This is a genomic window from Flexivirga sp. (assembly GCF_035551235.1).
Lineage (GTDB): Bacteria > Actinomycetota > Actinomycetes > Actinomycetales > Dermatophilaceae > Flexivirga.
The window spans coordinates 192347-215324 of record NZ_DASZNO010000030.1; the positions used below are offsets into that span (position 1 = coordinate 192347).

General features: G+C 66.9%; 19 protein-coding genes. 10 read left to right on the forward strand and 9 right to left on the reverse strand.

What is annotated here, in order from left to right; genetic code table 11:
• Positions 1 to 5: 5 nt before the first annotated feature.
• Positions 6 to 347: an aminotransferase class III-fold pyridoxal phosphate-dependent enzyme gene (locus VG502_RS11060; protein ID WP_325550103.1), complete on the forward strand. Its 342-nt coding sequence runs from the start codon at positions 6 to 8 to the stop codon at positions 345 to 347.
• On the opposite strand, the gene VG502_RS11065 is transcribed toward VG502_RS11060, so the two are convergent.
• Both VG502_RS11065 and VG502_RS11070 read right to left on the reverse strand, forming a co-directional pair.
• Positions 334 to 1116, reverse strand: coding sequence for an SAM-dependent methyltransferase (locus tag VG502_RS11065; protein WP_325550104.1), 783 nt, complete (start codon positions 1114 to 1116; stop codon positions 334 to 336). The two genes, VG502_RS11060 and VG502_RS11065, sit on opposite strands and share 14 nt — an antisense overlap.
• A complete protein-coding gene (locus VG502_RS11070; RefSeq protein WP_325550105.1) occupies positions 1113 to 1772 on the reverse strand; it encodes a winged helix-turn-helix transcriptional regulator in 660 nt (219 codons plus the stop codon). The genes VG502_RS11065 and VG502_RS11070 overlap by 4 nt, the downstream gene beginning before the upstream one ends.
• A 112-nt stretch (positions 1773 to 1884) precedes the next feature.
• Between VG502_RS11070 and VG502_RS11075 the strand changes: the two genes are divergently transcribed.
• On the forward strand, positions 1885 to 4050 hold the full coding sequence (locus VG502_RS11075; RefSeq protein WP_325550106.1) for an MMPL family transporter: 2166 nt from the start codon (positions 1885 to 1887) through the stop codon (positions 4048 to 4050).
• Positions 4051 to 4112: 62 nt separating this feature from the next.
• Positions 4113 to 4358, forward strand: a complete 246-nt coding sequence (locus VG502_RS11080; protein WP_325550107.1) for a hypothetical protein — start codon at positions 4113 to 4115, stop codon at positions 4356 to 4358.
• A gap of 7 nt (positions 4359 to 4365) precedes the next feature.
• On the opposite strand, the gene VG502_RS11085 is transcribed toward VG502_RS11080, so the two are convergent.
• Positions 4366 to 4665 carry a hypothetical protein gene (locus VG502_RS11085; RefSeq protein ID WP_325550108.1) on the reverse strand — a complete coding sequence of 100 codons (300 nt, stop codon included), beginning with the start codon at positions 4663 to 4665 and terminating at the stop codon, positions 4366 to 4368.
• Between the two features lie 33 nt (positions 4666 to 4698).
• Positions 4699 to 6771 carry a hypothetical protein gene (locus tag VG502_RS11090; RefSeq protein ID WP_325550109.1) on the reverse strand — a complete coding sequence of 691 codons (2073 nt, stop codon included), beginning with the start codon at positions 6769 to 6771 and terminating at the stop codon, positions 4699 to 4701.
• Between the two features lie 658 nt (positions 6772 to 7429).
• Here VG502_RS11090 and VG502_RS11095 point away from each other — a divergent pair.
• The 6 genes from VG502_RS11095 (at position 7430) to VG502_RS11115 (ending at position 17820) form a co-directional block, all read left to right on the forward strand.
• The gene (locus VG502_RS11095; protein ID WP_325550110.1) at positions 7430 to 13600 is read left to right on the forward strand and encodes an RHS repeat-associated core domain-containing protein; all 6171 of its coding nucleotides are present in this window, start codon (positions 7430 to 7432) and stop codon (positions 13598 to 13600) included.
• A 17-nt stretch (positions 13601 to 13617) separates the two neighbouring features.
• Entirely contained in the window at positions 13618 to 14124 is a 507-nt protein-coding gene (locus VG502_RS11100) for a barstar family protein (RefSeq protein WP_325550133.1), read from the forward strand.
• 529 nt (positions 14125 to 14653) lie between these two features.
• A complete protein-coding gene (locus tag VG502_RS21855; RefSeq protein ID WP_422653656.1) occupies positions 14654 to 14926 on the forward strand; it encodes a NucA/NucB deoxyribonuclease domain-containing protein in 273 nt (90 codons plus the stop codon).
• A complete protein-coding gene (locus VG502_RS11105; protein WP_325550134.1) occupies positions 14926 to 15501 on the forward strand; it encodes an SMI1/KNR4 family protein in 576 nt (191 codons plus the stop codon). Before VG502_RS21855 ends, VG502_RS11105 begins: the two co-directional genes overlap by 1 nt.
• 305 nt (positions 15502 to 15806) lie before the next feature.
• A complete protein-coding gene (locus tag VG502_RS11110) occupies positions 15807 to 16550 on the forward strand; it encodes an alpha/beta hydrolase (protein WP_325550111.1) in 744 nt (247 codons plus the stop codon).
• 55 nt (positions 16551 to 16605) lie between these two features.
• Complete coding sequence (locus VG502_RS11115; RefSeq protein ID WP_325550112.1) at positions 16606 to 17820, forward strand: MFS transporter; 1215 nt, start codon at positions 16606 to 16608, stop codon at positions 17818 to 17820.
• A gap of 52 nt (positions 17821 to 17872) precedes the next feature.
• Here the strand turns inward: VG502_RS11115 and VG502_RS11120 are convergent, their stop codons facing one another.
• The 5 genes from VG502_RS11120 to VG502_RS11140 all read right to left on the reverse strand — a co-directional run bounded on the left by VG502_RS11120 (position 17873) and on the right by VG502_RS11140 (position 21355).
• Complete coding sequence (locus tag VG502_RS11120) at positions 17873 to 18505, reverse strand: hypothetical protein (protein ID WP_325550113.1); 633 nt, start codon at positions 18503 to 18505, stop codon at positions 17873 to 17875.
• Between the two features lie 14 nt (positions 18506 to 18519).
• Positions 18520 to 19248 carry a class F sortase gene (locus VG502_RS11125; protein ID WP_325550114.1) on the reverse strand — a complete coding sequence of 243 codons (729 nt, stop codon included), beginning with the start codon at positions 19246 to 19248 and terminating at the stop codon, positions 18520 to 18522.
• A gap of 15 nt (positions 19249 to 19263) precedes the next feature.
• Positions 19264 to 20037, reverse strand: coding sequence for a hypothetical protein (locus tag VG502_RS11130; protein ID WP_325550115.1), 774 nt, complete (start codon positions 20035 to 20037; stop codon positions 19264 to 19266).
• A gap of 148 nt (positions 20038 to 20185) precedes the next feature.
• Entirely contained in the window at positions 20186 to 20596 is a 411-nt protein-coding gene (locus tag VG502_RS11135) for a hypothetical protein (RefSeq protein WP_325550116.1), read from the reverse strand.
• A 117-nt stretch (positions 20597 to 20713) separates the two neighbouring features.
• Entirely contained in the window at positions 20714 to 21355 is a 642-nt protein-coding gene (locus VG502_RS11140; protein WP_325550117.1) for a GntR family transcriptional regulator, read from the reverse strand.
• A gap of 208 nt (positions 21356 to 21563) precedes the next feature.
• On the opposite strand from VG502_RS11140, the gene VG502_RS11145 reads away from it, so the two are divergent.
• Positions 21564 to 22973 carry a purine-cytosine permease family protein gene (locus VG502_RS11145; protein ID WP_325550118.1) on the forward strand — a complete coding sequence of 470 codons (1410 nt, stop codon included), beginning with the start codon at positions 21564 to 21566 and terminating at the stop codon, positions 22971 to 22973.
• Positions 22974 to 22978: the final 5 nt, after the last annotated feature.

A 22978-nucleotide genomic window follows, 5' to 3' on the forward strand; every position in this document is an offset into this window, starting at 1 on the left:
TTAACGTGCGCGGATTAGTCCGCACGAGTGCCGGGTGTCGATACCTGCTCGCGACGGGGGAGTACCAGCAACGTGCGGCTCGTCTCGGGGCGCGGCTCGATGATGGCCTGCGCGCGTTGATCGGCCGCGGTGTCCTCGCCGTGCGCACCCGCGGTCTGTGGGCGGGCGTCGACGTCGATCCGGCGTTGATGACCGGGCGTGAGTTGTGCGAGAAGCTCGCTGCCAGAGGGGTTTTGGCGAAGGAGACGCATGGATCGACGGTCCGGCTGGCGCCGCCGATCATCATCGACGAGGAGGACCTGGACCGGTTGCTCGATGCGATCACTGCGGTCGTCACCGGCGGGTGAACGCTCCGCGCTGAACGCTGAGGACGCCGGCGCTCACGGCGACCGCGAAGTTGATCATCCGCGTCGGGCCGTCCTCGAGCAGGGCGGGCAGTGTGGCGGTGGTATCGGCCGCCGCCATACGTGTGCCCAACTCCTGGAACCACTTTGCGATCCAGTCCGATTCGTCGACCCACTCGACGGTCTCGAAGCCGCTGCTCTCGATGGCGTCGACGAGATCGCCGGGGGTCGTGAGGAAGCTGTCGGTCCCGTCGAGGCTCCAGGGCAGCGGCAGCCCGGGGTCCTCGTCGCCCGTGCGGCATACCTCGAAGACCGCCAGCCGGGCGCCCGGGCGCAGTCGGTCCGCAATGCCGGTGAAGAAGCCGTGCTTGTCGGCGACGTTCATCTGCACGTGGATCGTGTATGCCGCGTCGAAGTCCGACCGGTCCAGGTCCGACACGTCGGTGCACCGGAACTCGACCCGGTCGGCCAGTCCGGCGGCCCGGGTCAGCGCGGCTGCGGTGTCGACATACGACGGGGTGATGTCCACCCCGACCACGCGGGAGCCCGTCGCACGCGCGACTTGGCGTGCGGGGCCGCCGAGGCCGGATCCGACGTCGAGCACCGTGGTGGTCGGGCCCAGCTCGAGCAGCGGCAGCAGGCGCTCGACCGCTTCGGCGCCGCCGGCGTGGAACTGGTCGATACCGTCCAGCTGTGCCTGGCTGAGTGCTTCGATGCGCTGCGCCGCGAGGTCTTCGATCGTGCCGACGAGGCCGGTCTCCGCATAGGTCATCCGCGGTCACCGACCTTGGTGCGAGCGGACGTGACAAGGTCCGCCAGAAGCGCTGTCCCGCCATTGATTTCGAGACCGAGGTCCTTCGCCTCGCGGACGGTGAGCAGGCCGGCCAGCACGCCGCCCACCAGCTGGTCCGGACCGGCAAGCGTCACGTCGACCTCGTCGTCCAAACCCCGCTCGATGGCAAAGCCGTCGGGATCGAGAGCCACACGCACCGCGCCGCCGTCCGTTCGTATGCCGAGCGTGATCCGCTGATCCGGTGCGAGTCCCTCGTGCAGGGTCAGGCCGGCGAAGAGCGCCGTCCACTGCGGCTGCACGGCATCGTTCGCGGACGGTCCTGAGGGCATCGTCGGCAGCCCCCAGCGGGTCAGCGCCGACAGCACGTCGTCGAGTGCCCGGCCGCGATCGGTCAGCTCGTAGACGGGGGAGCCGACCGGCGCCGGGGCGACCCGATGCTCGATCAGCCCATCGGACTCCATGGTCTTCAAGCGCTCGGCGAGCAGGTTGGTCGCGATGCCCGGCAGGCCGCGTTTGAGGTCGGAGTAACGGCTCGGCCCGAAGGTGAGCAGCTCGCGAACGATGAGCAGGACCCACCGGTCGCCGACGACATCGAGGGCGCGGGCCACCGTGCAGTACTGGTTGTAGCTCTTCATAGGATCGACCATAGCAAAATGGTTGCCAAAATCAAGTAAGCACTTTATTTTCTAAATCATAACGAACATTCTCTGGACCCTTGGTACCTTCATCGTCCGCCGTTCCAGGCTCGTGCTGCTCCTGGCCGTCGCGGCCCTACTGGGCGCTGCCGTCCTCGGCGTCGGCGCCTTCGGCAAGGTGCAGACCAACGGGGCCTTCCAGGACCCGGCAGCCGACTCGACCACTGCGCAGCACCTGCTCGACGATCGCTTCGGCGGCGCCGACAACGTGGTGCTGCTGGTGCACGCCCGCGCCGGCACGATCGACGACGCCGGCGTGCGCGCAGCGGGAACGGCCGCCGCGCATCGGCTCAGCACCACACCGGGCGTGACCGGTGTGGTCTCCTACTGGGGCTCGCACGACCCCGCGCTCCGATCGACGGACGGCCGCTATGCGTTGGTCATCGGCACCGAGCGGACCACCGACGAACTCGGCGCGGACACGCTGGCCTCCCTCGCCGCGACCGACGCGGCCGCAACCGTGACCGTCGGTGGGGGTGCCGCCGTGAACCACGATGTGACCGCACAGGTCGGCAAGAGTCTGGTCACCGCGGAACTCATCGCCGTGCCGATCATCCTGGTATTGCTGGTGATTGCCTTCGGCAGCCTGATCGCCGCCCTGCTTCCGCTGGCGATCGGAGCGATCGCGATCACCGGCACCTTCGCGGAGCTCTTCCTCCTCGGGTCGGTGACGCCGGTCGCGGTCTATGCGATCAACCTGACGACGGCGCTCGGCCTGTCGCTCGCCATCGACTACGCCCTGCTGATGGTCAGCCGGTACCGGGAGGAGCTGGCTGGTGGCAAGGACCCGACTGAGGCCGTCATACGTGCGGTGGCGACCGCGGGCCGGACGATCGTCTTCAGCGGAGCCACGGTTGCGGCGGCACTTGCCGTGCTGCTGATCTTTCCGCTCTACTTCCTGCGTTCCTTCGCGTATGCCGGGATCGGTGTCGTCCTGATCTCGATCGTCGCTGCCGTCCTGGTGCTGCCCGCTCTCCTCGCCGTGCTGGGGGAGCGCGTCAATGCCGGTCGGTGGCCCCGGGCGAAACGCCGTATGCCGCAGACCGCGGCGCCGCTCTGGGGGCGCGTCGCCGACCTGGCGATGCGTCGTCCGGCGCGAGTGGCGCTGCCGGTTGTCGTCCTGCTGCTGCTCGTGGCATCGCCGCTGCTGCACGTCTCGTTCGGGACCCCGGACGACCGCGTGCTGCGGACGGACACGTCCAGTCGGGTCGTCGGTGACGCGCTGCGTTCGGACTTCTCGGCCGAGCTGGCCTCCGGAATCGACGTGGTCACCGAAGGCCGTGTGTCCGGCACCGCCCTACAGCGTTATGCGACAACGCTTTCCGAGCTACCGAGGGTGGCTCAGGTGCAGACCAGCCTCGGCACGTACGCGGACGGCCGACTGCAGAGTCCACTCCGTGACTCGAGGCTGGCCAGTGCCGGCAGCCAGCGACTGAAGGTGGTGCCGTCCGTCGACCCACGATCGGCCGCCGCGCAGGATCTGGTGCGCGACATCCGCAGCTGGCCGGGGCCGCAGGACTCGGCTGTCCATGTCGGCGGACAGACCGCCCAGCTCATCGACAGCAAGCACGCCATCGGCAGCCGAATCCCGTTGGCAGCGCTGCTGATCGTGCTGACCACGTTCGTGGTGCTCTTCCTGTTCACCGGGAGTGTCCTGCAGCCGGTGCGCTCGCTGCTGCTCAACCTGCTCACCCTGTCGGCCACGGGAGGGCTGCTGGTCTCGATCTTCCAGGACGGTCACCTGGCCGGGATGCTGCACTTCACCCCGCTGCCACTCGACACGAGCATGCTGATGCTGCTCTTCTGCATCGCCTTCGGCCTGTCGATGGACTACGAGGTGATCGTCCTCAGCCGGATCAAGGAGCTGCACGACCGCGGTTTCGACAATCACACCGCGGTCGTCGAAGGGCTGACCCGAAGTGGCCGCATCGTCACCACGGCGGCAGTGCTGGTCGCCGTGAGTTTCCTGGCGTTCGGCACCTCGACGGTCAGTTTCCTACAGCTCTTCGGCATCGGGGCCGGCGTCGCAGTGCTGATCGACGCGACCCTGGTGCGGGCGGTCCTGGTGCCGGCGTGTCAGCGCCTCCTGGGTCGGGCCGCCTGGTGGTCGCCGCCGACGCTGCGCCGACTTCACGCTCGACTCGGCGTGGCCGAGAGCCCGGTGAATGACGTTGCAGCTGAGTCGGATCCGGCGGCCGGCCTGTCGAAAATCGGATGAGCCGCGCCGGTGCCGGTGCTACGTTCCGAGGGTTCGTGACACGACAGCAGGAGGTGGGGCCGATGAACAACTCACTGTTCACTGCACAGCACACCTCCGACGGCGTGGTCGAGCGCGACTTCCTGATCGGGGACGTCCCCGGCGTCCTCTGGTCACCTGCCGACGCGTCGGCCGGCACCCCGCTGGTGCTGATGGGCCACGGCGGCGGCCTGCACAAGCGGTCGCCGGGGCTCGTCGGTCAGGGCTGGTGTGTGACCGCGGACACCAGGTCTCCTCGAGGGGCGCGATGTGCGGCGTCTGAGAGCTGAATTGGTGTCACTTGACGACGGACTCTCCCGTGGCTCGCAGGAGGTCCGCCAACCACACCAGGGCGTATGTGCTTACCGCTGAGGATCCCTGGATGATGTGGTCAGCATTGTGTAATGACTCGCTCAACGCGCCCACGGTGAAGGTCGTCGGCTCGACGTAGACATTGTGTCGCTGTTCGGCTGGGATCGACCAGAACAGGTCCTCATTGAGAGCCACGACCGGTCCTTCGACGGCCTCAAGATGGGACAGCAGCAGCTTCCAGGCTCGCCGGAGAGTCTCGACCGGAATCTCGATTTGCTGGGCCATCAGCCGCCTCCGAAGAGATTGTCGATCTGCGGGTCAGGGCGTGGGGTCGAAGATGGTGACCGCGGTGAGGTTGTGGGCGTCGTCGAATGCCTTGATGTAGATGCGGTTGAGGCCGACGGTGGCGGGCACGGTGGCGGTGTCGTTGGTGACGGGTAGGTATCCGCTGGTGGGGTTGCCGTTGGCGTCGTGGCTGAGCACGGCGTTGTAGGAGCATCGGGTTGATCCGAGGGTGGGCAGGCCTTGTTCGGTGGTGGACCACATGATGCCGGCGGCGGATGTCGTGTGGACGCTGAGTGACCCGTCGGTGTTGACGGTGAACGTCGGTTGGCTGGGTGGCCAGGCGTCATAGACGAACGAGAGTGTGGCGGACCAGGGGGAGCTGACGGTGCCGTCTTTGCTGCTGACCGCTTGAGCTTTGAGGTGGTAGCCGTGGGATTCGTTGCTGGGTAGCGCGGCGGTATTCGTGGTGTTGCCGGAGTAGCTGTTCCACTGGACGGTTTGCGCGCTGGTGCTGGTGCTGCCGGCCACCGGGGTCTTGGTTTCCTTGAAGGCGCTGAAGACACCACTGGTGCCGATGTCGAGCTGGAACCGCATGCCGAGGCCGGTGGTGGCGGACGGGTTGTAGGAGGTGGTGGTGGCGTACATGATCGGCGTGGTGCTCGTTGCGTACGGGTAGTGCCCGGAGCAGGTGACGGCGGGCGTGATGTGCAGGTTGCTGGGGGTCGCGGGCGGGAAGCCGTAGGTGATCGTGGCGACAGGGTCGCGCGCGAATTGCTTCCACTCGAAGGCGTCACCTTCGTTGGGGGCGATGAGTCCGAAGGTTGTCGATGTGGTGTCGCTGTCGGCTGAGGACTGGAACAGGCTGGTGACTGCGGAGCCGCTGAACTTCAGCCATTCGGGGTCGTTCGTGCCAAAGCCGGCGGCGGAACTCACGGTATCGAGCTTGGTCTTCTTTGTCGGGCCTGGCCAGGTGGTGGCGGAGCTGAAACCGTTGGTGGACCACAGGTCGACGGGTGTGGCGGCGGATGCGCCAGATGCGAGTTGTTGAACGCTGACGGATGCGGAGAAGATCTTCGCGGTGGTGGGCTTGCCGGTCAGAGCCGTGGTGTTGAGGGAGAAGAAGGACCGTGCGACGCCGAGAGTCCCGCAGTAATCCCAGTTGCACCAGCCGGTTTGCAGGTTGCGACTGCTGGAGTCGTACGCGTGAACCCCGCCGGAGGACACGGTGAGCGTGTGCTGTTTCGTGGCGCTCATGCCGGGGTCGATGTAGACCGGGTAGTGCACATCGGGTCCGGTCAATTGTGCCGGAGTCGGGTTGAGGATGACCGTTGTCTGGTCGCCGGATGGTGACGTGGTTGCCGAATCGGTCGTGCCAGATCTCTGAGTGGCGTTCGATGCCGAGGCAGTGTCGGCGATCGTGGTGGCGATGCTGCTGGCTTGTCCGGTGCCGATGTCTGCTGCGGTCGGGGTCGGGCCGGAGTCTGCGGTGCTGGAGTCCCACAGGGTGGGTTGATCGGTGCTGATGGTCTGGTCGCCGCTGACCGTGGACAGGGTGCCGTCGGAGTGAGCGTCCAGGGTGATGCCCGCGGTGGTGACTGTCCACTGCGGGTTGGTGACCGCGGGGTTGGTGGCGGCTTGCGCGGTGTGGATCACGAGCGTGTCGGTGAACCCGGTCGGTGTGGCGGTCAACTGCAGGTCCACGTCGGGGTAGACGTCGGTGTAGACCGCAGTGGGTCCGTCCAGTGTGGGCGCCGGCAGGGTGGTCGGAAGGGTGAATGAGACGGTGGCGTCACCGGTGCTGAATGTCGCGGCCGGGCCGCTGCTACCGCCGTTGAAGCTGACCGGGTTGGCCGCCACTGCGGGAGTGATGCGCCCGTCGGCATCGCGGTGCAATGTCAGGTCCAGTGGTTGCCACCCGGTAATGGTGTGTGCTCGGACCGGTTCGCGCGCGGCGGTCAGGGTGAAGGTGCCGTCGTGGTTGTCGGTGACCTGCTCGGTTTGCGTGGTCTGTGCCTCGACGACCGAAGGTGACGCACTGGTGGTGCCGGTGTCGTCGCCGCGGGCGGTGTCGAAGCTGGTGGCGGTGAACGCGGCAGCGAGACTCACGCTGCATAGGATGGCGATACTGCGGTGTGTGAGCGTGGTCATCACGGTTCCCCTTGAGCTCCCCTGGAATGGTTGCCGCAGTCAGGCGGTGCGTTGTACCGCGGCTGGCAGGACAGTAGACCCACCATGGTTCGAATCAGACCCTTTTGTGAAAAGAACCGGCAACAACTGAGATTTCCCTGTGTTTTTATAACGGTTAGATAACAAACCCTTTTGTGGGCTGTTCGCCGGGTACTTGACAGGCGTTTGATGCCGCTCGGTCCTACACGTGATTTTGAATCGGCTGTGAACGTCCTGCAGTCGGCCCGAGCCCGTGCGGAGATCGTTGTGAGCGCCCCGTGTTGTGCGGGGCGTCTTTGGGCTGTTGGGGAGCGGTGGGGTCATGCGATCAAAGCGGGCGACGTCAACTGTGGTGGCGGGTGTGCTGTTGGGTTTCGGTGCGGCGACTGTGGGGTTGCCGTCGTCGCCCGCGGCGGACGCGGCGGGGTCATTGGGGCCGCAGGCGAAGTTGCTGAAGGCGGTCGCCGGCACCCGGTGGGGTGGCACCTCGGGGGCGAAAGCCGTGGGAAAACCGACTCCGGCACGGCCGGTCGCGTGGCCGAAACACGGGCGTGCAGTGATGAAAGTGCCTGGTACTGGGCATGTTTCGGCCGCGAGCATGCCGGTGACGTTGGCGAACAAGTCCGGTGCGAGCGGACTGCAGCTGGGCGTCGAGGTGCTGGGCCAGGACACGGCTCGGGCCGCGGGAGTCCACGGCGTCGTGGTGCGGGTGACGCCCCAGAGCACCGCAGCGCAGAGCACCGCGGCGGGGTCACCGTCGACGGTCTGGCCGGAGGGCAAGACGGCGCGCGGTTCGCGGGTGACGGTCGGGATGGATTACGGGTTCTTGAAGTCGGCGCAGGCACAGTTGGGGCAGCGGTTGCGGTGGGTGCGGTTGCCGGCGTGTGCGCTGACGACCCCGGACAAGCCGGCGTGTCAGGTTCAGACACCGCTGGTGTCCCATCACTCGGGCGCGCACACGGTGACCACCACAGTCGATCCTGCTGCTGCAACTCCCAAGGTCTCCGTGAGCAAGGCGTCGGCAAAGTCTGCGGATCCGGGCCTGGCAGCGGGCGCGGCCCCGGCCGTCGTGCTGGCCGCGGTTGCCGGGTCGTCGGGGTCGAACGGTGACTTCACCGCGACGCCGCTGAAACCGTCGGGGTCGTGGTCGGCCGGGGACGGGACGGGGCAGTTCAACTGGTCGTATCCGCTGGTGCTGCCGCACGCCGGGATCGGTGACGACGTCGCCCCGGACGTGACCTTCGGGTACGACTCGAGCTTGGTGGACGGTCAGATCGCCGGCCAGAACGACCAGTCGTCCTGGGTGGGGGAGGGATGGGGTTACTCGCCGGGGTCGGTGCAGCGCACCTACCGGACGTGTTCGGATGACACGTCGTTGCCGACGGCGAGCAAGACCTCGGACTTGTGCTGGGCGGGCCAGATCCTGACGCTGAGCCTGGGGGGCCGGTCCAATGCGATCGTGCGGGACGACACGACCGGCACGTACCGGTTGCAAGACGATGACGGGTCCAAGGTGCAGCACCTGACGGGTGCGTCGAACGGCGCCCAGGACGGCGAGTACTGGGTCGTCACCGACACCGACGGTGTCAAGTACTTCTTCGGCCGCAACGTGCTGCCCGGCGGCGACAGCAGCAACGCCACGAACTCGGTCAACACGGTCCCGGTGTACGGCGCGAAGGACGGCGACCCGTGCTACAAGTCCACCGGGTTCGCCGATTCACGCTGTGACCAGGCGTGGCAATGGAACCTGGACATGGTGCAGGACACCCACGACAACGTCACGACCTACACCTACACCAAGGAATCCAACTACTACGGCGCGAACAAGGGCACCGCCCCGGTGAAGTACACCCGGGCGAGTTACCCGGCGACGATCCAGTACGGGCAGAGGCTGGCCGGCGGGAGTGTCTATGGGACCCCGGCGGCCGACCAGGTGGTCTTCCACTCGGGCGAACGCTGCATTCCCTCCTCGACGTTCACCTGCGCGGCAGCCGACTTCACCGCCGCGAACGCGTTGAACTGGCCGGACACCCCGCAGGATCAGGTGTGTGCCTCAAGCGGTACGTGCAACGTGCACGCTCCGACGTTCTGGACCCAGAAGCGGCTGACCAGTGTCGATACCCAGTACCGGTCCGGGTCCTCGTATGCGACCGCCGACACCTACACCCTGACGCAGTCGTTCGCGACGACCGGTGACGCGCAGATGTCGCTGGACTCCATCGTGCGCACCGGCAAGGCCGGCGGGTCGACCGCGCTGCCGGCGGTGACGTTCGGGTACGACGAGTACAACAACCGGATCGAAGACCTGAACTCCCAGCCGCAGATGATGCGCAAACGGATGACGTACATCGGTACCGAGACCGGGGAGAGTATCTCGGTCTCCTACAACACCGATCCGGGCCAGTCCGGCCGGGCGCCGGCGCAATGCACCGCGTCGACGCTGCCGGCGAACCTGGCGCTGAACACCACCGAGTGTTTCCCGGTCAAGTGGACCCCGCTGGGGTACAGCGCCCCGATCACCGACTACTTCCACACGTATGTGGCGACTCAGGTGACCACCAGTGCCACGTCGGAGCCGATGCCGAACCGCACCACCACGTACACGTACACCGGGGGCGGCGCCTGGCACTACGACAATGATGAGACCGTCAAGCCGGCCAACCGCACCTACGGGCAGTGGCGCGGTTATGCCGCCGTGGAGACCCGCTCCGGCGACAGTGACGGGTGGACGCTGACCAAGGACAGCTTCTTCCGGGGCATGGATGGCAACAAGCAGCCGACCGGGACGCAGTCGGTGCACGTCACTGATTCCGCGGGCGTGCAGCACACCGACTCCGACGCGTTCAGTGGCACCACGCTGGAGGAGCAGGTCTTCAACGGCACGACCCGTGTGTCCAGCCAGATCACCGTGCCGCAGATCGTGACCACCACCGCGACCCGGGCACGCTCCGGTATAGCGGACCTGACCGCGACCGTCACCGGTGACAAACAAACCAAGGAGATCACCGCCCGCGCGAGCGGTGATGACCTGTGGTTGCAGCACGATTACACGTACAACGACCTGGGGCTGGTCACCTCCGACAGTGAGACCGGCAGCGACGTGCCGGCATTGTGCACCACGACCGCGTACGCCACCGACACCAGCAGCGGAATCAGTGCGCCGTCGGAGATCATCAGTTCCGGGCAGGCCTGCCCCAGCGGCACGACACCGCAAACGTCGGTGCTGTCGGTGGACCGCAACTACTACGACGGGTCCGGCACGCTTGGCACCGTCACCGGCGCGGGGGACGTGACCCGCACCGATTCGGCGACCAAGTCCGCGACGACGTTCTCCACGGCGACCTCGACGTACGATGCCGCCGGCCGGGTGACGGCCAGCACGGTCCACGCGTCGGCGACGGACACGACCGGTCGCACCACCACGACCGCGTACACGCCCGCGACCGGTGGGCCGGTCACCGGCGTCACGGTCACGAACCCGTTGGGGCAGACCACGACACAGACCACGGACCCGGCGCACGGGACAGTGACCAAGGCCGTCGACGTGGCCGGGCATGCGACCACCGCGACCTATGACGCGTTGGGCCGGATCACCGGAGTGTGGGAGCCGGGTCAGACCCAGGGCAGCACTCCGGCGACCACCACCTTCGCCTACAAGGTGTCCACCACGTCGCCCTCGGCGATCACCACGAACACGCTGGTCGACCCCGGCACCGGGACAACCTCGACCGTCAAGAGCGTGCAGATCTTCGACTCCTACGGGGAGATCCAGCAAACCCAGACCGCGGCCGCCGGTGGCGGAGCGATGGTCTCCGATACCGGGTTCGACGCCCACGGCTGGGCCACGAGCGCGAACAACCACTACTACATCGGATCCGCGCCGTCGACGACGGTGTTCATGCCCACCGGGTACGGCAACATCAACAACCGCACCACCACCAACTACGACCTGGCCGGCCGACCGACCAAGACCACGTTGTACAACGGCGACACACTGACCTCGAGCACCACGTCCGTGTACGGCGGCGACCGGGTCACCACACTCCCGCCAACGGGTGGGGTAGCGACCACGCAAATCAGCGATGCGCGTGGCAACACGATCGAAACCGACCGCTGGTCGACCCGGCCCACCATCACCGGGAACACCTACTCCGGTGGCACCGCGGTGAAGACCACCTACGGGTTCGACGCCGCCGGCCGGCAGACCGCGATGGCCACCGCTGTCGGGACCGCGAAGGAACAGTCCTGGTCCACCACCTTCGACCTGGCCGGGAACGCGACCAAGCAGGTCGATCCGGAATCGGGCACCTCGACTGCGACGTTCAACGACCTCGGCGAGCAGCTGACCTCCACCGACGCACGCGGCAAGACGATCGCGACCACCTATGACCTGCTGGGTCGCCAGACCGCGCAGTACGCAGGATCGACCTCGGGCACGAAGCTGACCGGGTTCACCTACGACTCACTCCAGAAGGGCCAGCCGACAGCCTCTACCCGGTATGTCGGCGGTGCCGCATACACGACCGCGGCGACCGGATACGACAGTGCGGGCCGGCCGAAGGGGACGAAGGTCTCGTTCACCAAGACCGGGTTCGCCGCCTCCTACACCTCCAGCAACACCTACACCAGCACCGGGTTGCTGAAGACGACCACACTGCCCGCGGCCGGCACCCAGGCCGCGGAAACGTTGACCTACACCTACGACGCGCAAGGCAACTCGAACACGCTCAAAGGCACCAAGACGTACGTGGCCGGGATGCAGTACGACCGCGACGGCACCCCGGTGCGGTTCCAGCTCAACGATTCACCGACCGCGTACCTGCTGGACGACCTGGACGGGCAAACCCGCGCCGTGCGCGGGCGGACCCTGTCGATCGGGCTCGCGATCCAGGACGATGTCGACAACACCTACGACAAGGCCGGGAACCTGACCAAAACGGTCAACACCCAAGGCGCTGCCGGGTCTCCGACCGAGACCACCTGTTACAGCTATGACGGGCTGGATCAGCTCACCCAGGCGTGGACCGCCACTGATGCGTGCGCGACCGACCCGGCATCGAACGCGGGCGCGAAAGTTGGTGGCCCGCAACCGTATTGGCAGTCATGGACCTTCGACGCCGCGGGCAACCGCACCAGTCAGGTGGCCCACAAACTGCCGTCCACGGCAACCCCGCTCAGTGGTGCGAACCCGTTGTCGCCGAAGACTGCGTCGAACACCACCACCTACAGCTACGGGGACGCCGATCATCCGAACGCGATGACCTCGGCCACCACCACCGGTCCGAACCCCTCGACCCGATCGCAAACCCTGGATGCGGCCGGGAATGTGACAGCCCGGCATACCCCGTCCGGTGATCAGACGATCACCTACGACGACCAAGGGTTCACCACGTCGATCAAGACCGGCAAGGGCACCACGACCTATGTGAACGACGCCGACGGCAATGAGCTGCTCAAGACCGACGCCAACGGTGCGACCACTTTGTACCTGGGCGGTGAGGACGTCACGGTGACCGGGACCGGGACCAGTGCGGCGGTGTCGAAAGTCATCCGGTACTACTCGATGGCGGGCCGGCAGGTCGCGTATCGCAGTAATGGTGCCGCGCCGGTGTTTGAGTCGCTGAATACCCAGGACTCGTTGATCGCGAAGTGGAACCCGACCGCGGCAGCAGGCAAGCAGGTCAGCCGGTTGTACCTGGACCCGTACGGCAACAACCTGCTCGCCGGCGGTGACGGGACTCTGTTGGCGGCCGGTCAGGTTGCTGATGGGCGCGGGTTCTTGAACCAGACCAGCAGCAACGACACCGGGATCGTGGACACCGGGGTGCGCAAATACGACCCCACCACCGGTGCGTTCCTATCCGTCGACCCGCTGCTGGACGCATCGAACCCGATGCAGTGGAACGGGTACGCCTACGGCGGCGCCAACCCCGTCTCCAATGCGGACCCGACCGGGGCGATGTTCCCCAAGGGCGGCGGGCCGGTACTGACACCCCGCGGTGGCGGCGGACACCACAGTGGTGGTCGGCGCAAGCCGGCACCGAGGTCGACCGTGCGGAAGGCGCCGCCGAACTACGCACCCGGGGCCTGGTGGGGCCAAGGCGGCTCGGCGTACCGGGCACCACGGCACTACGCGTACCGGGCGCCACGGCACTACGTTGACCCACGCGCCCGATGGGGTGTGCCGGCCCAGCACGCGGGCGGGATGTACGCGAAACCCAAGTCGTACCAGCAGAAGGTCTCTGCGACCAGGCCAACTGGTGGTGTCGTAGTAGGTAACTGTGGTGGCTGGGCGCAGGCCAACGGCATGTGCCGTGACCAGCAACGCGCGATCAGAGACGGAATCCGCGCGAACTTCACTGAAACCGAATTCTGGTTCATGGCCGCGAGCTACCCGCTCATGCCGCTGGAGGGTGCTGGCGAAGCATTCAGCGCATTCAGAGCAGCACGGGTCGCAACGAGAGCCGCAGAAGACGCAGGATCGAAGGTTGCGTTTGGCCCTGGTTTGGAGAAGGCTTGGAGCGTCCTGGATCGCGTTGATGCGAAGGGTTCGCCGCTGCCTGGTTACAAGGGCGGCAGAGCCTTCGGGAACACGCAAGGTCGACTGCCTGAGTCTCCGGGTGTCGCCTACCGTGAGTGGGATGTGAACCCGTACGTGAAGGGCGTGAACCGTGGGGCTGAGCGCATCGTGACGGGCGACGACGGCTCGGCATACTGGACTGGTGATCATTACGACACCTTCCTGATGTTCCGGGGGCCGACGCAATGACGGATGACTTGGTGCTGATGAAGGTTGAGTCCGGACTCAGGCCTCTGCTACTCGAGGGCGATGCCCAGTCGATCGGGGTCGCCGTGACCGGCTGGATCGAGGCGGGTCTGACCGCTCGGGTTGTCCGCGGCCGCAAGATGCGGACAGTCGAGGGCCTGCTCGATGAGTTCGCTGCGGCGCTGCAGTTCCCGCTCTACTTCGGCGAGAACGAAGACGCGTTCAACGAATGTATTGCTGAGCTGGAGACCTTGCCTGCAGGAGAGGGGTACGTCGTGACGGTCACGGAGCCAGACCAGGTTCTTGGCGACGAGGATATTGCAGCGCTCGGCTGGCTGGTTCGATCGTTGACGTCAGCTGCCGAGGAGTGGGCTCGGCCGGTCGAGCTCGGCGAGTGGTGGGATCGCCCTGCGGTCCCGTTCCATCTCGTACTCGCTGGAGAGCGTGAACACGTCGAGAGCGCAGCTCGTCACTGGGTGAGGGCGGGTGCGGCCCCGGTGCCGTTCGGTGGGGCCGATGCCAGGTGAGCGGGTCGTCATCAGACTGTCCCAGCCATGTTCGAAGACCAAACCGAGCAGTCAGTTCTCCGGTAGGCCCAGCTACTCGTCCTAGTTCTTCGTCGTCGACGCGTTCTCGGTGAACACGAACGCGACTGCAGGACGCGCACGCGCCGCTGACCTGGTCGGTCACTGGTTGCTGGAACACTGGGGCTTATGGCTACCGGCATCCGACAGCGTCACGGCACGCGTTGGGTGCTGGTCTTCCTAGCCGCGTTGTGACCGTCCTGGTCACGGTGTTGGGTGCTGGGGCGGCGTCCGCCGCCACGACCCTTACCGCTGAAAACTGTGTCGGGGCCATCACCCAAACAGCTACCACACGTGTCGGGCTGACCGGACGCGTCGCTGCTGGTCAGTGGCTAGGGAATGGCCTTCCGCGGGTCGTGATGGTGGTGGCTACTGGTGTTGCCGCAGAAGCCGGAGCGCCGCAGAAGACGTACCGACGGTCGTGTTCAGCCGGAGCCGGGCGCCGGGCATCGCGAAGACGTTCGATACAGCCGTGGAGAACGGTGCTCCGACGCGCCTGAACCGTGTGACTGGCGCTGCGCGGGATGCAAACCGGCGAGCTGCCTTGCGTGGCCAGTCTCCGGCGCCCGCTGGGCAGTCGCTCGACGAGTACCCGTTCGCCTGCTCGGTGCAGGGCGGCTGTGGATCGTTCGTCAACCCGGTGCCCGTTGGCGAGCAGAGATATCAGGGCGGCGTGTTGAGCTCGTTCTTCCAGAAATCCGGGATTGGACCAGGCGATCCCTTCGATGTCATGTTTGGACCGTGATGTCTGATCTCCTCTCTTCGCTCGTGACGATCGAGAAGGCGCTGCAGCGCCTCGACCGACGAGTCCTCCTAGAGTCACTCCAAGAAGGTCTTCCGGCCGGGGCTGTGCGGACCTCCCTCGCAGCAGTTGGTCTGCTGGCATCGCCGGAGCTGGAGGCGTTGTACGGCTGGAAGAACGGCACTTCGACGGCTGGCATCGCGGCTGTCGATGACATTCACTTCTTCCCGGGCTTCTACCTGCTGTCCCTTGAGGACGCGCTTGCTAACTACCGTGCGTTCGCGGCCGACGCCCGGTGGCCGGTCGGCTGGCTGCCACTGTTCGCCAATGGGGGCGGCGACTTCTACGTTCTAGATCTCAGCGGGCCGGCAGAAGGCGCCGTACGCCACTTCCGGATAGAGGAGTCCGAGCATCCGATCGAGTTCGATTCGCTGCAGGCCTTGTCGGCGACGCTCGGCGCCGCGTTCGAAAGGGGAGTCTTCTTCGTCGACCCCAGCGGCTATCTGGAGATGGACGACCTCGTGTTCGCGGGCATTGCCGCGGAGTTCAATCCTGACATCGCGTGGTGGCGCGACTAAAGCCTGAACTCAGCCGGCGATGTCGAGTGCTGCTCGGACGCGGGTGTTGGCGTAGGCCGTCGAAGATGTGGAAGAGGGCGGCGCGGTCGGCGTCGCTGAGCTTGTCGAGGTCGGCGAGCCGGGTGCCGAGTTGGTGGCGCCATTCCGCAAGCAGCCGCCCATCGAACTCGCTCGGTGTCTGCACGTTTCATGAGGTCGACGCTCCACGGCACATCCAGCGGCGCGTTGTCGAAAATCGGATGACCCGCACCGGTGCCGGTGCTACGTTCCGAGGGTTCGCGACACGACGGCAGGGGGTGGGGCGCATGAACAACTCGCTGTTCACTGCACAGCACACCTCCAACGGCGTGGTCGAGCGCGACTTCCGGATCGGTGACGTCTCCGGTGTGCTCTGGTCACCTGCCGACGCGTCGCCCGGCACCCCGCTGGTGCTGATGGGCCATGGCGGCGGCCTGCACAAGCGGTCGCCGGGGCTGGTCGGCCGGGCACGGGATGCGGTGTTGCGGGATGGACACGCGGTCGCGGCCATCGATGCACCCGGCCACGGTGACCGTTCGCGGTCGGCCGAGGACCAGTACTGGATCGACGACATGCTCGCCGAGCGCGCGGCGGGTCACTCGATGGCGGCGACCATCGCGGCATACAACAGCTCGCTCGCCGAACGCGCCGTCCCGGAATGGCAGGAGACACTCGACGCCCTTCTGCAGCTGCCCGAGCTCGGCGCCGATGCACCGGTCGGTTACTCCGGTATGACGCTCGCCAGTGCGATCGGCATCCCGCTCGTCGTTGCCGAATCCCGCATCACCGCTGCCATTTTCGGCGGTGTTTTCGTGTATGACGCACTCACTCGAGCCGCCCGGAACGTGACCATCCCGATCGAGTTCCTGCTGCCGCTGGACGACCCCGAGATCAGTCGCGAGTCCGGCCTGGCGCTCTTCGAGGAGTTCGCCTCGCAGGACAAGACGCTGCACGCCTTCCCGGGCAGTCACTTCACCGTTCCCGTGGAACGCGTCGACACGCGATTCTTCGCCCGGCACCTGGTGCGATGAGCCGGAGCCGCCGGCAACACACCGCCGGTCCAGGTTGGCGGTCAACACTGGACGGGTGACATCCGCGGCTCACGAGACGTCCACCACCGGCCCGAACCGGCTGACGCCGATGCGCTTCGTGCTGGGCTTCGGCATCGTGGCCGGCCTGGGGGACTTCGTCTACGAGGGTGCCAGGTCGGTCGTCGGGCCCTACCTCGCGACCTTCGGCGCCAGCGCCGCCGTCGTCGGCCTGGTCACCGGTGCGGGGGAGGCCGTCGCGCTGCTGTTCCGTCTCGTGTCGGGACCGCTGACCGACCGCACCCGTCGGCCGTGGCCGATCACCATCACCGGCTACGCGATCACCATGGTCGCCGTGCCGCTGCTCGCCGTCGGCCAGGTGCTCTGGCAGGTGGTGATCCTGGTCATCGGCGAACGCTTCGGCAAGGCGGTCAGGAGTCCAGCCAAGGGCACCATGATGGCCGCCGCGAGCAGCGGGATCGGGCGCGGCCGGGCATTCGCGATCCAGGAGGCGCTCGACCAGGCCGGAGCCGTCGTCGGACCTCTGGTCGTCGCCGCGATGATCGCGCTGTCGGGCTACCGTCTCGGCTTCGCCGTGCTCGCGGTCCCCGCCGCGGCGAGCCTGGTCGTGCTCGCCATACTCCGTCGGCGTGCGCCGCACCCCGAGGCCTACGAGCAGGGTGAGCGCACGAAAACCGTTGCGGCGCAACGAGAAGCACCACCGCTATCCACTCGGTTCTGGGGTTACAGCGGCTTCACCGCACTGACCATGCTCGGCTACGCCACCTTCGCGGTGCTCGCGTTCCACCTGCAGGTCCGGCACGTCGTGCCCACCTACCAGATCCCGATCATCTATGCCGTCGCGATGGGCGTCGACGCGGTGGCCGCCCTCGCCTCCGGCTGGCTCTACGACCGGGTGGGCCTACGCGGTCTGGTCGTCCTCCCGGTGCTGGCTGCCGTGGTGCCGGTGCTGTCCTTCTCGACGAACGCCGTGCTCGTCTGGATCGGCGCGCTCGTGTGGGGAGCGGCGATGGGCGTGCACGAGTCGACGATGAAGGCCGCCGTCGCCGACCTCGTCCCGCCGGCCCGCCGCGGCTCCGGCTACGGCATCTTCGCCGCGGTGTATGGCGTCGCGTGGCTCGCCGGGTCCGCCGCGATCGGTGCCCTGTATGACGTGTCGGTCACCGCCATCGTCGTCTTCACCACCGTGACCCAGCTCGTCGCGCTGATCGCGTTCTTCCCGCTCGTCATACGGACCGCGCGGACGCCCTGACAGGGACACGGCGGTCCGGCCCGGATATCGGCCGGACGCAGTCCGAATGACGTCAGTCGTGACTCCAACACGCCAGCACATCGGTGGCCACGGTGTAGGCGAAGTCCGTCTGGCTGGTGTCGGGGCTGCCGAGGGTGCCGGAGAGCTTGCTGGCGTCGACCAGCAACGTGAAGTCGTCCTTCGCGAACCCCACGGTGCCGGCTCGGTCCTGGAACGCCGGTAGGCCCAGGGACTGCAGGCCGGTGATGGCCCGCCCACCCAGGGCCTTCTCGCGCGCCTTCAACTGACGCTCGGCGGCCGCCTTGCTCCCTGACTGGTGCACGACCAGCACGAGGGGCCCGGCGGTCAGGTTGTAACGGCAGGTGTAGACCGTGCCGTCCCAGGTCGCGTGCCCACGCGGCACCGAGGAGACACGCAGCAGCCTGGCGATGCTGTCACGCAACTCGTCGGAGCAGACCATCGTCGCGGTGTCCGGCGCATCGGCGACGTCGACGTTCGCCGGACCATGGGCGGCCGAACTCTGTTGTGAATGCTTTGGGTTCGCGGCGGCGGACGACTGCCCAGTGCTGGTGGGCGAGCCCGGGTGCCCGGCCTGTGCAGCAGTGCCGGCCGAGCCGCACGCGGTGAGCAGGGACGCCGCGGCCACGAGCACGGTGAGGCGACCGGTGGTCTTTCCTGTGGACATGGATGACTCCGTGATCAGGCGGGATGGCTGGAGACGAGGTGGGCGTAGACGACGATGTTGTCGACGTAGTGGTGGATCGACGTGTCGTAGGCGCCACCGCAGGTGATCAACCGCAACCCGGCATGATCGAGGTTCCCGTAGACCCGCAGGGTCGGGAACTCCGACTTCTTGAAGCGCTCGACACTGTCGACCTCGAACACCGCCACTTTGTGGTCGGCGAGGGCGACCGAGGCACGGTCACCCGCACGCAACTGGCCGAGCTTGAAGAAGATCGAGGGACCGGCGTCGGAGTCGACGTGTCCGGCGATCACCGAGGGCCCGAGCTGGCCGGGCGTGGGCGATCCGGTGAACCAGCCCGCAGGGGTGTTCGCCTTCGACGGCGGTATGGCGATCTCGTCGTGCTTGTTCAGGCCGAACTTCGCCAGCGGCGCGTCCTCGATGCCGATCTTCGGGAGGCTCAGCGACACCGGTGTGGACCGGTCGAGGATCGGACCGACCGTCCTGGCGGGTGCGGGTGTCTTGCGTGACGAATCAGCAGACCGCTCAGGGGAATTGGAGGAGGGCGCCGGCGCGGCGAGGTTGCCCTCGGCCGCAGGGTGGGCGGCGGACGCGGGAGGCTGCGGTGCGTGGTGCTGGCCGCGCACCGCGACGACCAGCACCACGGCAGCAGCCACGGCCAGCACCGCAGCCACCACGGACATGACCGTGCGGGTGCGGCGCCGGCTGCGGCGGGTCGGAGTCACGATGGTTCAGCGACCTCAGTGCTGCTTGCTGAACTTGCGGCGAGCGGCCAGCGAGCCACCGGCACCCAGCGCGAGAATGCCTGCGGCATAGAACAATCCGGCATTCTGCAGGCCTGACGTTCCGCCGCCACCGGTCTGCACGCCGCCGCTCGGCATACCGGACATCTGCGAGTTGACGACCTTGCCACAGAGCGTGGGAGACGTCGCCGCGAGCGGCAGCGACGGGACCAGGTCGCTCTTCTCGGCCTGCGCCTTCTTCGACAACTTCGACGGGTCGAGACCGTGCACGACGATCACCGCAGTGCCGTTCTTGAGGTCCGCGATCGTCTTCGAATCCAGCGTGATGGTGCGCTGATACGTGTAGCTCGCGCCGCCGGGAGCGATCTTGATGTTGGTGCCCGACGCCGGACTGGTGTCGCCCGACTTCGACAACGTCGTCACGATGCTGCCGTAGTGCGGCGCGCCCTCGGTCGTGCTGATGACGCCGTCGCCGTTCTTGTCCGCCGACATGTCCGGGCACATGCCCATCGCGCCGCCGTGGATGTGCTGGACGTGCGGGTAGGGCGCGCCCATGAAGGTGGCTGCCAGGCCGTTGGTCTTCTCGGTGATGACGGCCTGATTGCCGGTCAGCTTGAGCCAGAAGGTGCCCGAGGCGCCGGATCCGTTGATGGAGTTGAGGGTTGCCTGGTAGGACGTCGAGCTGTCCGCCGCATGTGCAGCCGGAGCTGCGGCCATGCCCAAACACACCGCCGCCGCAGCGGGGGCAAGGAGTAGAGCCTGCTTCTTCATGGGACTTCCTCTGTTCCTTAGGAATTGCGGCCGGCGAACGTATGAAGCCGACCGGGTGAACGTGCTGCTGGTGAGCACGGTCACTCGGTGGTTCGGGGCCCTGATGGATTCGGATGGGTCGGATCGCTGACGAATTTCGGAGCAACGATCAGGCCGGCCGTGCGGCATGCCGTCCGCGCCCTCGTATGGCGAGGCAAGCCCCCACGACCACGACGAATTCGCTGAGGACAGAGACGATCCCGAGCGGTTCCAGCCAGTTGCCGACATCGTCGGCCAGCATCGGGAAGGCGACCAGGCGCGTTGCGGCATACCCGATGATCGCCAGGCCGCAGGTCAGGACGGAAAACGCGTAGACCCGCTCGCCGTCATGAACCGCCAGCGTCACCGCGAGCGCCAGGCAGGCGGTGGTCAAAGCGACGAAAAGCACTCCCATGTATGGCGCTTCGTCCAGGTGCGGCGCTATCACCGGCACATGAGCGGCCGCCGCGATCACTGCAGCGACCACGACCAGCGGCCGGAAGCGGGAACCCAACGACGGCCCGAACGCATGATCCAGCATGGCGACTCCTCGCGATCGGTGAGCAGCGAAGTGCTCAGGACACGCGTGGTTCGTCGCGAAAGCCGTGGTGGATGGGTACCCGTCGGGCGTGCTCGTGCGGGCGCGAGCGGCACACCGTCAGCGGGCGGCGCGCAGGGTGGCGTAGGAGAAGTCGATGAGATAGTCGTTCAGCGCGTGGGATGCGGTCTCGGCCGCGTCGGCGTCCCGCTCGAGGATGGCCCGCAGAATTCGCGCGTGCAGCCCGGACCCGGTCGCGATCTCCGCCGGGCGATCGACGACATGCGTCAACCAGAACCGCCGGGACAAACCCTGCAACGGCGCGATCGCGTCTGCCAGGTAGTCGTTGCCCGCACCCTCGACGATCAGGTCGTGGGTGTCCTTGACGGTTTCGGCATACGCCTCGAGGGTGAAGGCGTCTTTGTCGAGGAGCGCCACCATCGCCGTCATCCGCTCGCGGACGTCGGTGGTCGCCCGCTCGGACGCGAGGCGAACGGCGAGGCCGTCGAGAACGCGTCGCAACTCGAGCATCCGGAGCTCGGCCTCGACCGATGTCGACGGGATGAGAACACCCTTGTTGGGGTGGATCTCGACCATCCGATTTCGGGCGAGTCGCTGCAGCGCCTCGCGGACCGGGGTGCGCCCGAACCCGGTGCGCTCCATCAGTTGTGACTCCGATGCGAGCGACCCGGGCGGCACCTCCTGGAAGACGATCATGCGCTCGATCGCCCGGTAGGCCTGGTCGGCCTTTCCTTCAGTCACGCGTCACCTCCGTATGTCGCCGATCGTAAGCCGACTCCACCCGCGCAGTGGAGTCACGTGTCGGCGGGCGACCGAAAAGAATCCGGATTACCCATTGTGCAACCAGTATATCGGTTGCATACTGGACCGACCGAACAGCGAGTGACATGGGTCACTACATGCTTCGGCCGCGGCCCGCGCCGCTCGTCCCCCGTTTGCGAGGTTCACCATGAGCAAGTCAGCAGTCCTTGAACAGCGATCGATCGATTTCGTCCCGGCCGCCGAACGACACGGATCGGCCAGGAGTCTCTTCTTCGTCTGGTTCGCGGCGAACACGTCCATCACCGCGGTGGTCACCGGTGCGCTGTTCGTCGTCCTCGGCAACACCGCGCTGTGGTCGATCCCGGCGATCATCATCGGCAACATCGCCGGCGGCTTCTTCACCTCGCTGCACTCGGCGCAGGGCCCCAGTCTCGGTGTGCCGCAGATGATCCAGAGCCGAGCGCAATTCGGCTATCTCGGCGCGATCCTGCCGCTGATCCTCGCCCTGATGATCTTCCTCGGCTTCTACGCGACCGGCCTGGTGCTCGGCGGCCAGGCGTTCGCCAACCTGTTCCACATCTCCCGGCACCTCGGCGCGATCGTCTTCGCAATCATCTCGACGGTCCTGGCCATCTTCGGTTACCGGCACATCCACCGCTTCTCGCACATCGCCGCCGTGCTCAGCGGTGTGGTCTTCATCGGCCTCTTCGTCCGGATCGCCTTCGACTCGCACACCAGCGCGGCGTTCAGCCACCACGCCTTCGCGCTCGCGCCGTTCATCCTGGGCATCTCGCTGGCTGCGTCGTGGCAGCTCACCTTCGGCCCCTACATCGCCGACTACTCGCGCTACCTTCCGGCGGACACGCCCAAGTCGCACACCATCGGGTGGACCTTCCTCGGCAGCGTCCTCGGCGGGTCCCTGGCGATGTTGCTCGGCGCCCTCGCCGCGGCCATCGGCGGCGCAGCCTTCATGAGCGACCAGATCGGCTACCTCGGCGATCTCGGCGGTGCACTGTGGGCGCTGGTCCTGCTCGCCGTCATCTGCGGCAAGCTCACCGGCGACACGCTGAGCGCGTATGGCGGCTACATGTCCGTCGTCACGATCGTCACCAGCCTCACCGGGCAGAAGGTGGTGCGGCCCAAGCACCGCACGATCTACGTCACGCTGATCTCCGCGGCCGCCCTCGCCATCGCGCTCGCCGCGACCGACACGTTCCTCACATCGTTCACCAACTTCCTGCTCTTCCTCCTCTACTTCATGACGCCGTGGTCGGCGATCAACCTCGTCGACTTCTACTGGGTACGACGCGAGCAGTACCGCATCGCGGAGCTTTTCGATCCGCACGGCAGCTACGGCCGGATCAACAAGGGCGCGTTCATCGCCTACGCGATCGGCGTGGCGATCCAGGTCCCGTTCATGAACAGCAGCCTGTATGTCGGGCCGATTGCGGACTGGCTCGGTGGCGCCGAGGTCGCCTGGGTGCTCGGGCTGGTCGTCGCCGGCGGCCTGTACTACGTCCTGTCGGCAGACGTTCGGCGGGAGCACGCCGCGCCACCGGAATCACCTGCCGAACCCGAGCCAGCATCCGCGCACTGAACACA

Bases quoted from the DNA above. Each gene is read 5' to 3' on its own strand.
- VG502_RS11065 (WP_325550104.1), bottom strand. From the start codon at position 1,116: ATGACCTATGCGGAGACCGGCCTCGTCGGCACGATCGAAGACCTCGCG.
- VG502_RS11070 (WP_325550105.1), bottom strand. From the start codon at position 1,772: ATGAAGAGCTACAACCAGTACTGCACGGTGGCCCGCGCCCTCGATGTC.
- VG502_RS11080 (WP_325550107.1), top strand. From the start codon at position 4,113: ATGAACAACTCACTGTTCACTGCACAGCACACCTCCGACGGCGTGGTC.
- VG502_RS11085 (WP_325550108.1), bottom strand. From the start codon at position 4,665: ATGGCCCAGCAAATCGAGATTCCGGTCGAGACTCTCCGGCGAGCCTGG.
- VG502_RS11095 (WP_325550110.1), top strand. From the start codon at position 7,430: ATGCCGGTGACGTTGGCGAACAAGTCCGGTGCGAGCGGACTGCAGCTG.
- VG502_RS11100 (WP_325550133.1), top strand. From the start codon at position 13,618: ATGAAGGTTGAGTCCGGACTCAGGCCTCTGCTACTCGAGGGCGATGCC.
- VG502_RS11105 (WP_325550134.1), top strand. From the start codon at position 14,926: ATGTCTGATCTCCTCTCTTCGCTCGTGACGATCGAGAAGGCGCTGCAG.
- VG502_RS11110 (WP_325550111.1), top strand. From the start codon at position 15,807: ATGAACAACTCGCTGTTCACTGCACAGCACACCTCCAACGGCGTGGTC.
- VG502_RS11120 (WP_325550113.1), bottom strand. From the start codon at position 18,505: ATGTCCACAGGAAAGACCACCGGTCGCCTCACCGTGCTCGTGGCCGCG.
- VG502_RS11130 (WP_325550115.1), bottom strand. From the start codon at position 20,037: ATGAAGAAGCAGGCTCTACTCCTTGCCCCCGCTGCGGCGGCGGTGTGT.
- VG502_RS11135 (WP_325550116.1), bottom strand. From the start codon at position 20,596: ATGCTGGATCATGCGTTCGGGCCGTCGTTGGGTTCCCGCTTCCGGCCG.
- VG502_RS11145 (WP_325550118.1), top strand. From the start codon at position 21,564: ATGAGCAAGTCAGCAGTCCTTGAACAGCGATCGATCGATTTCGTCCCG.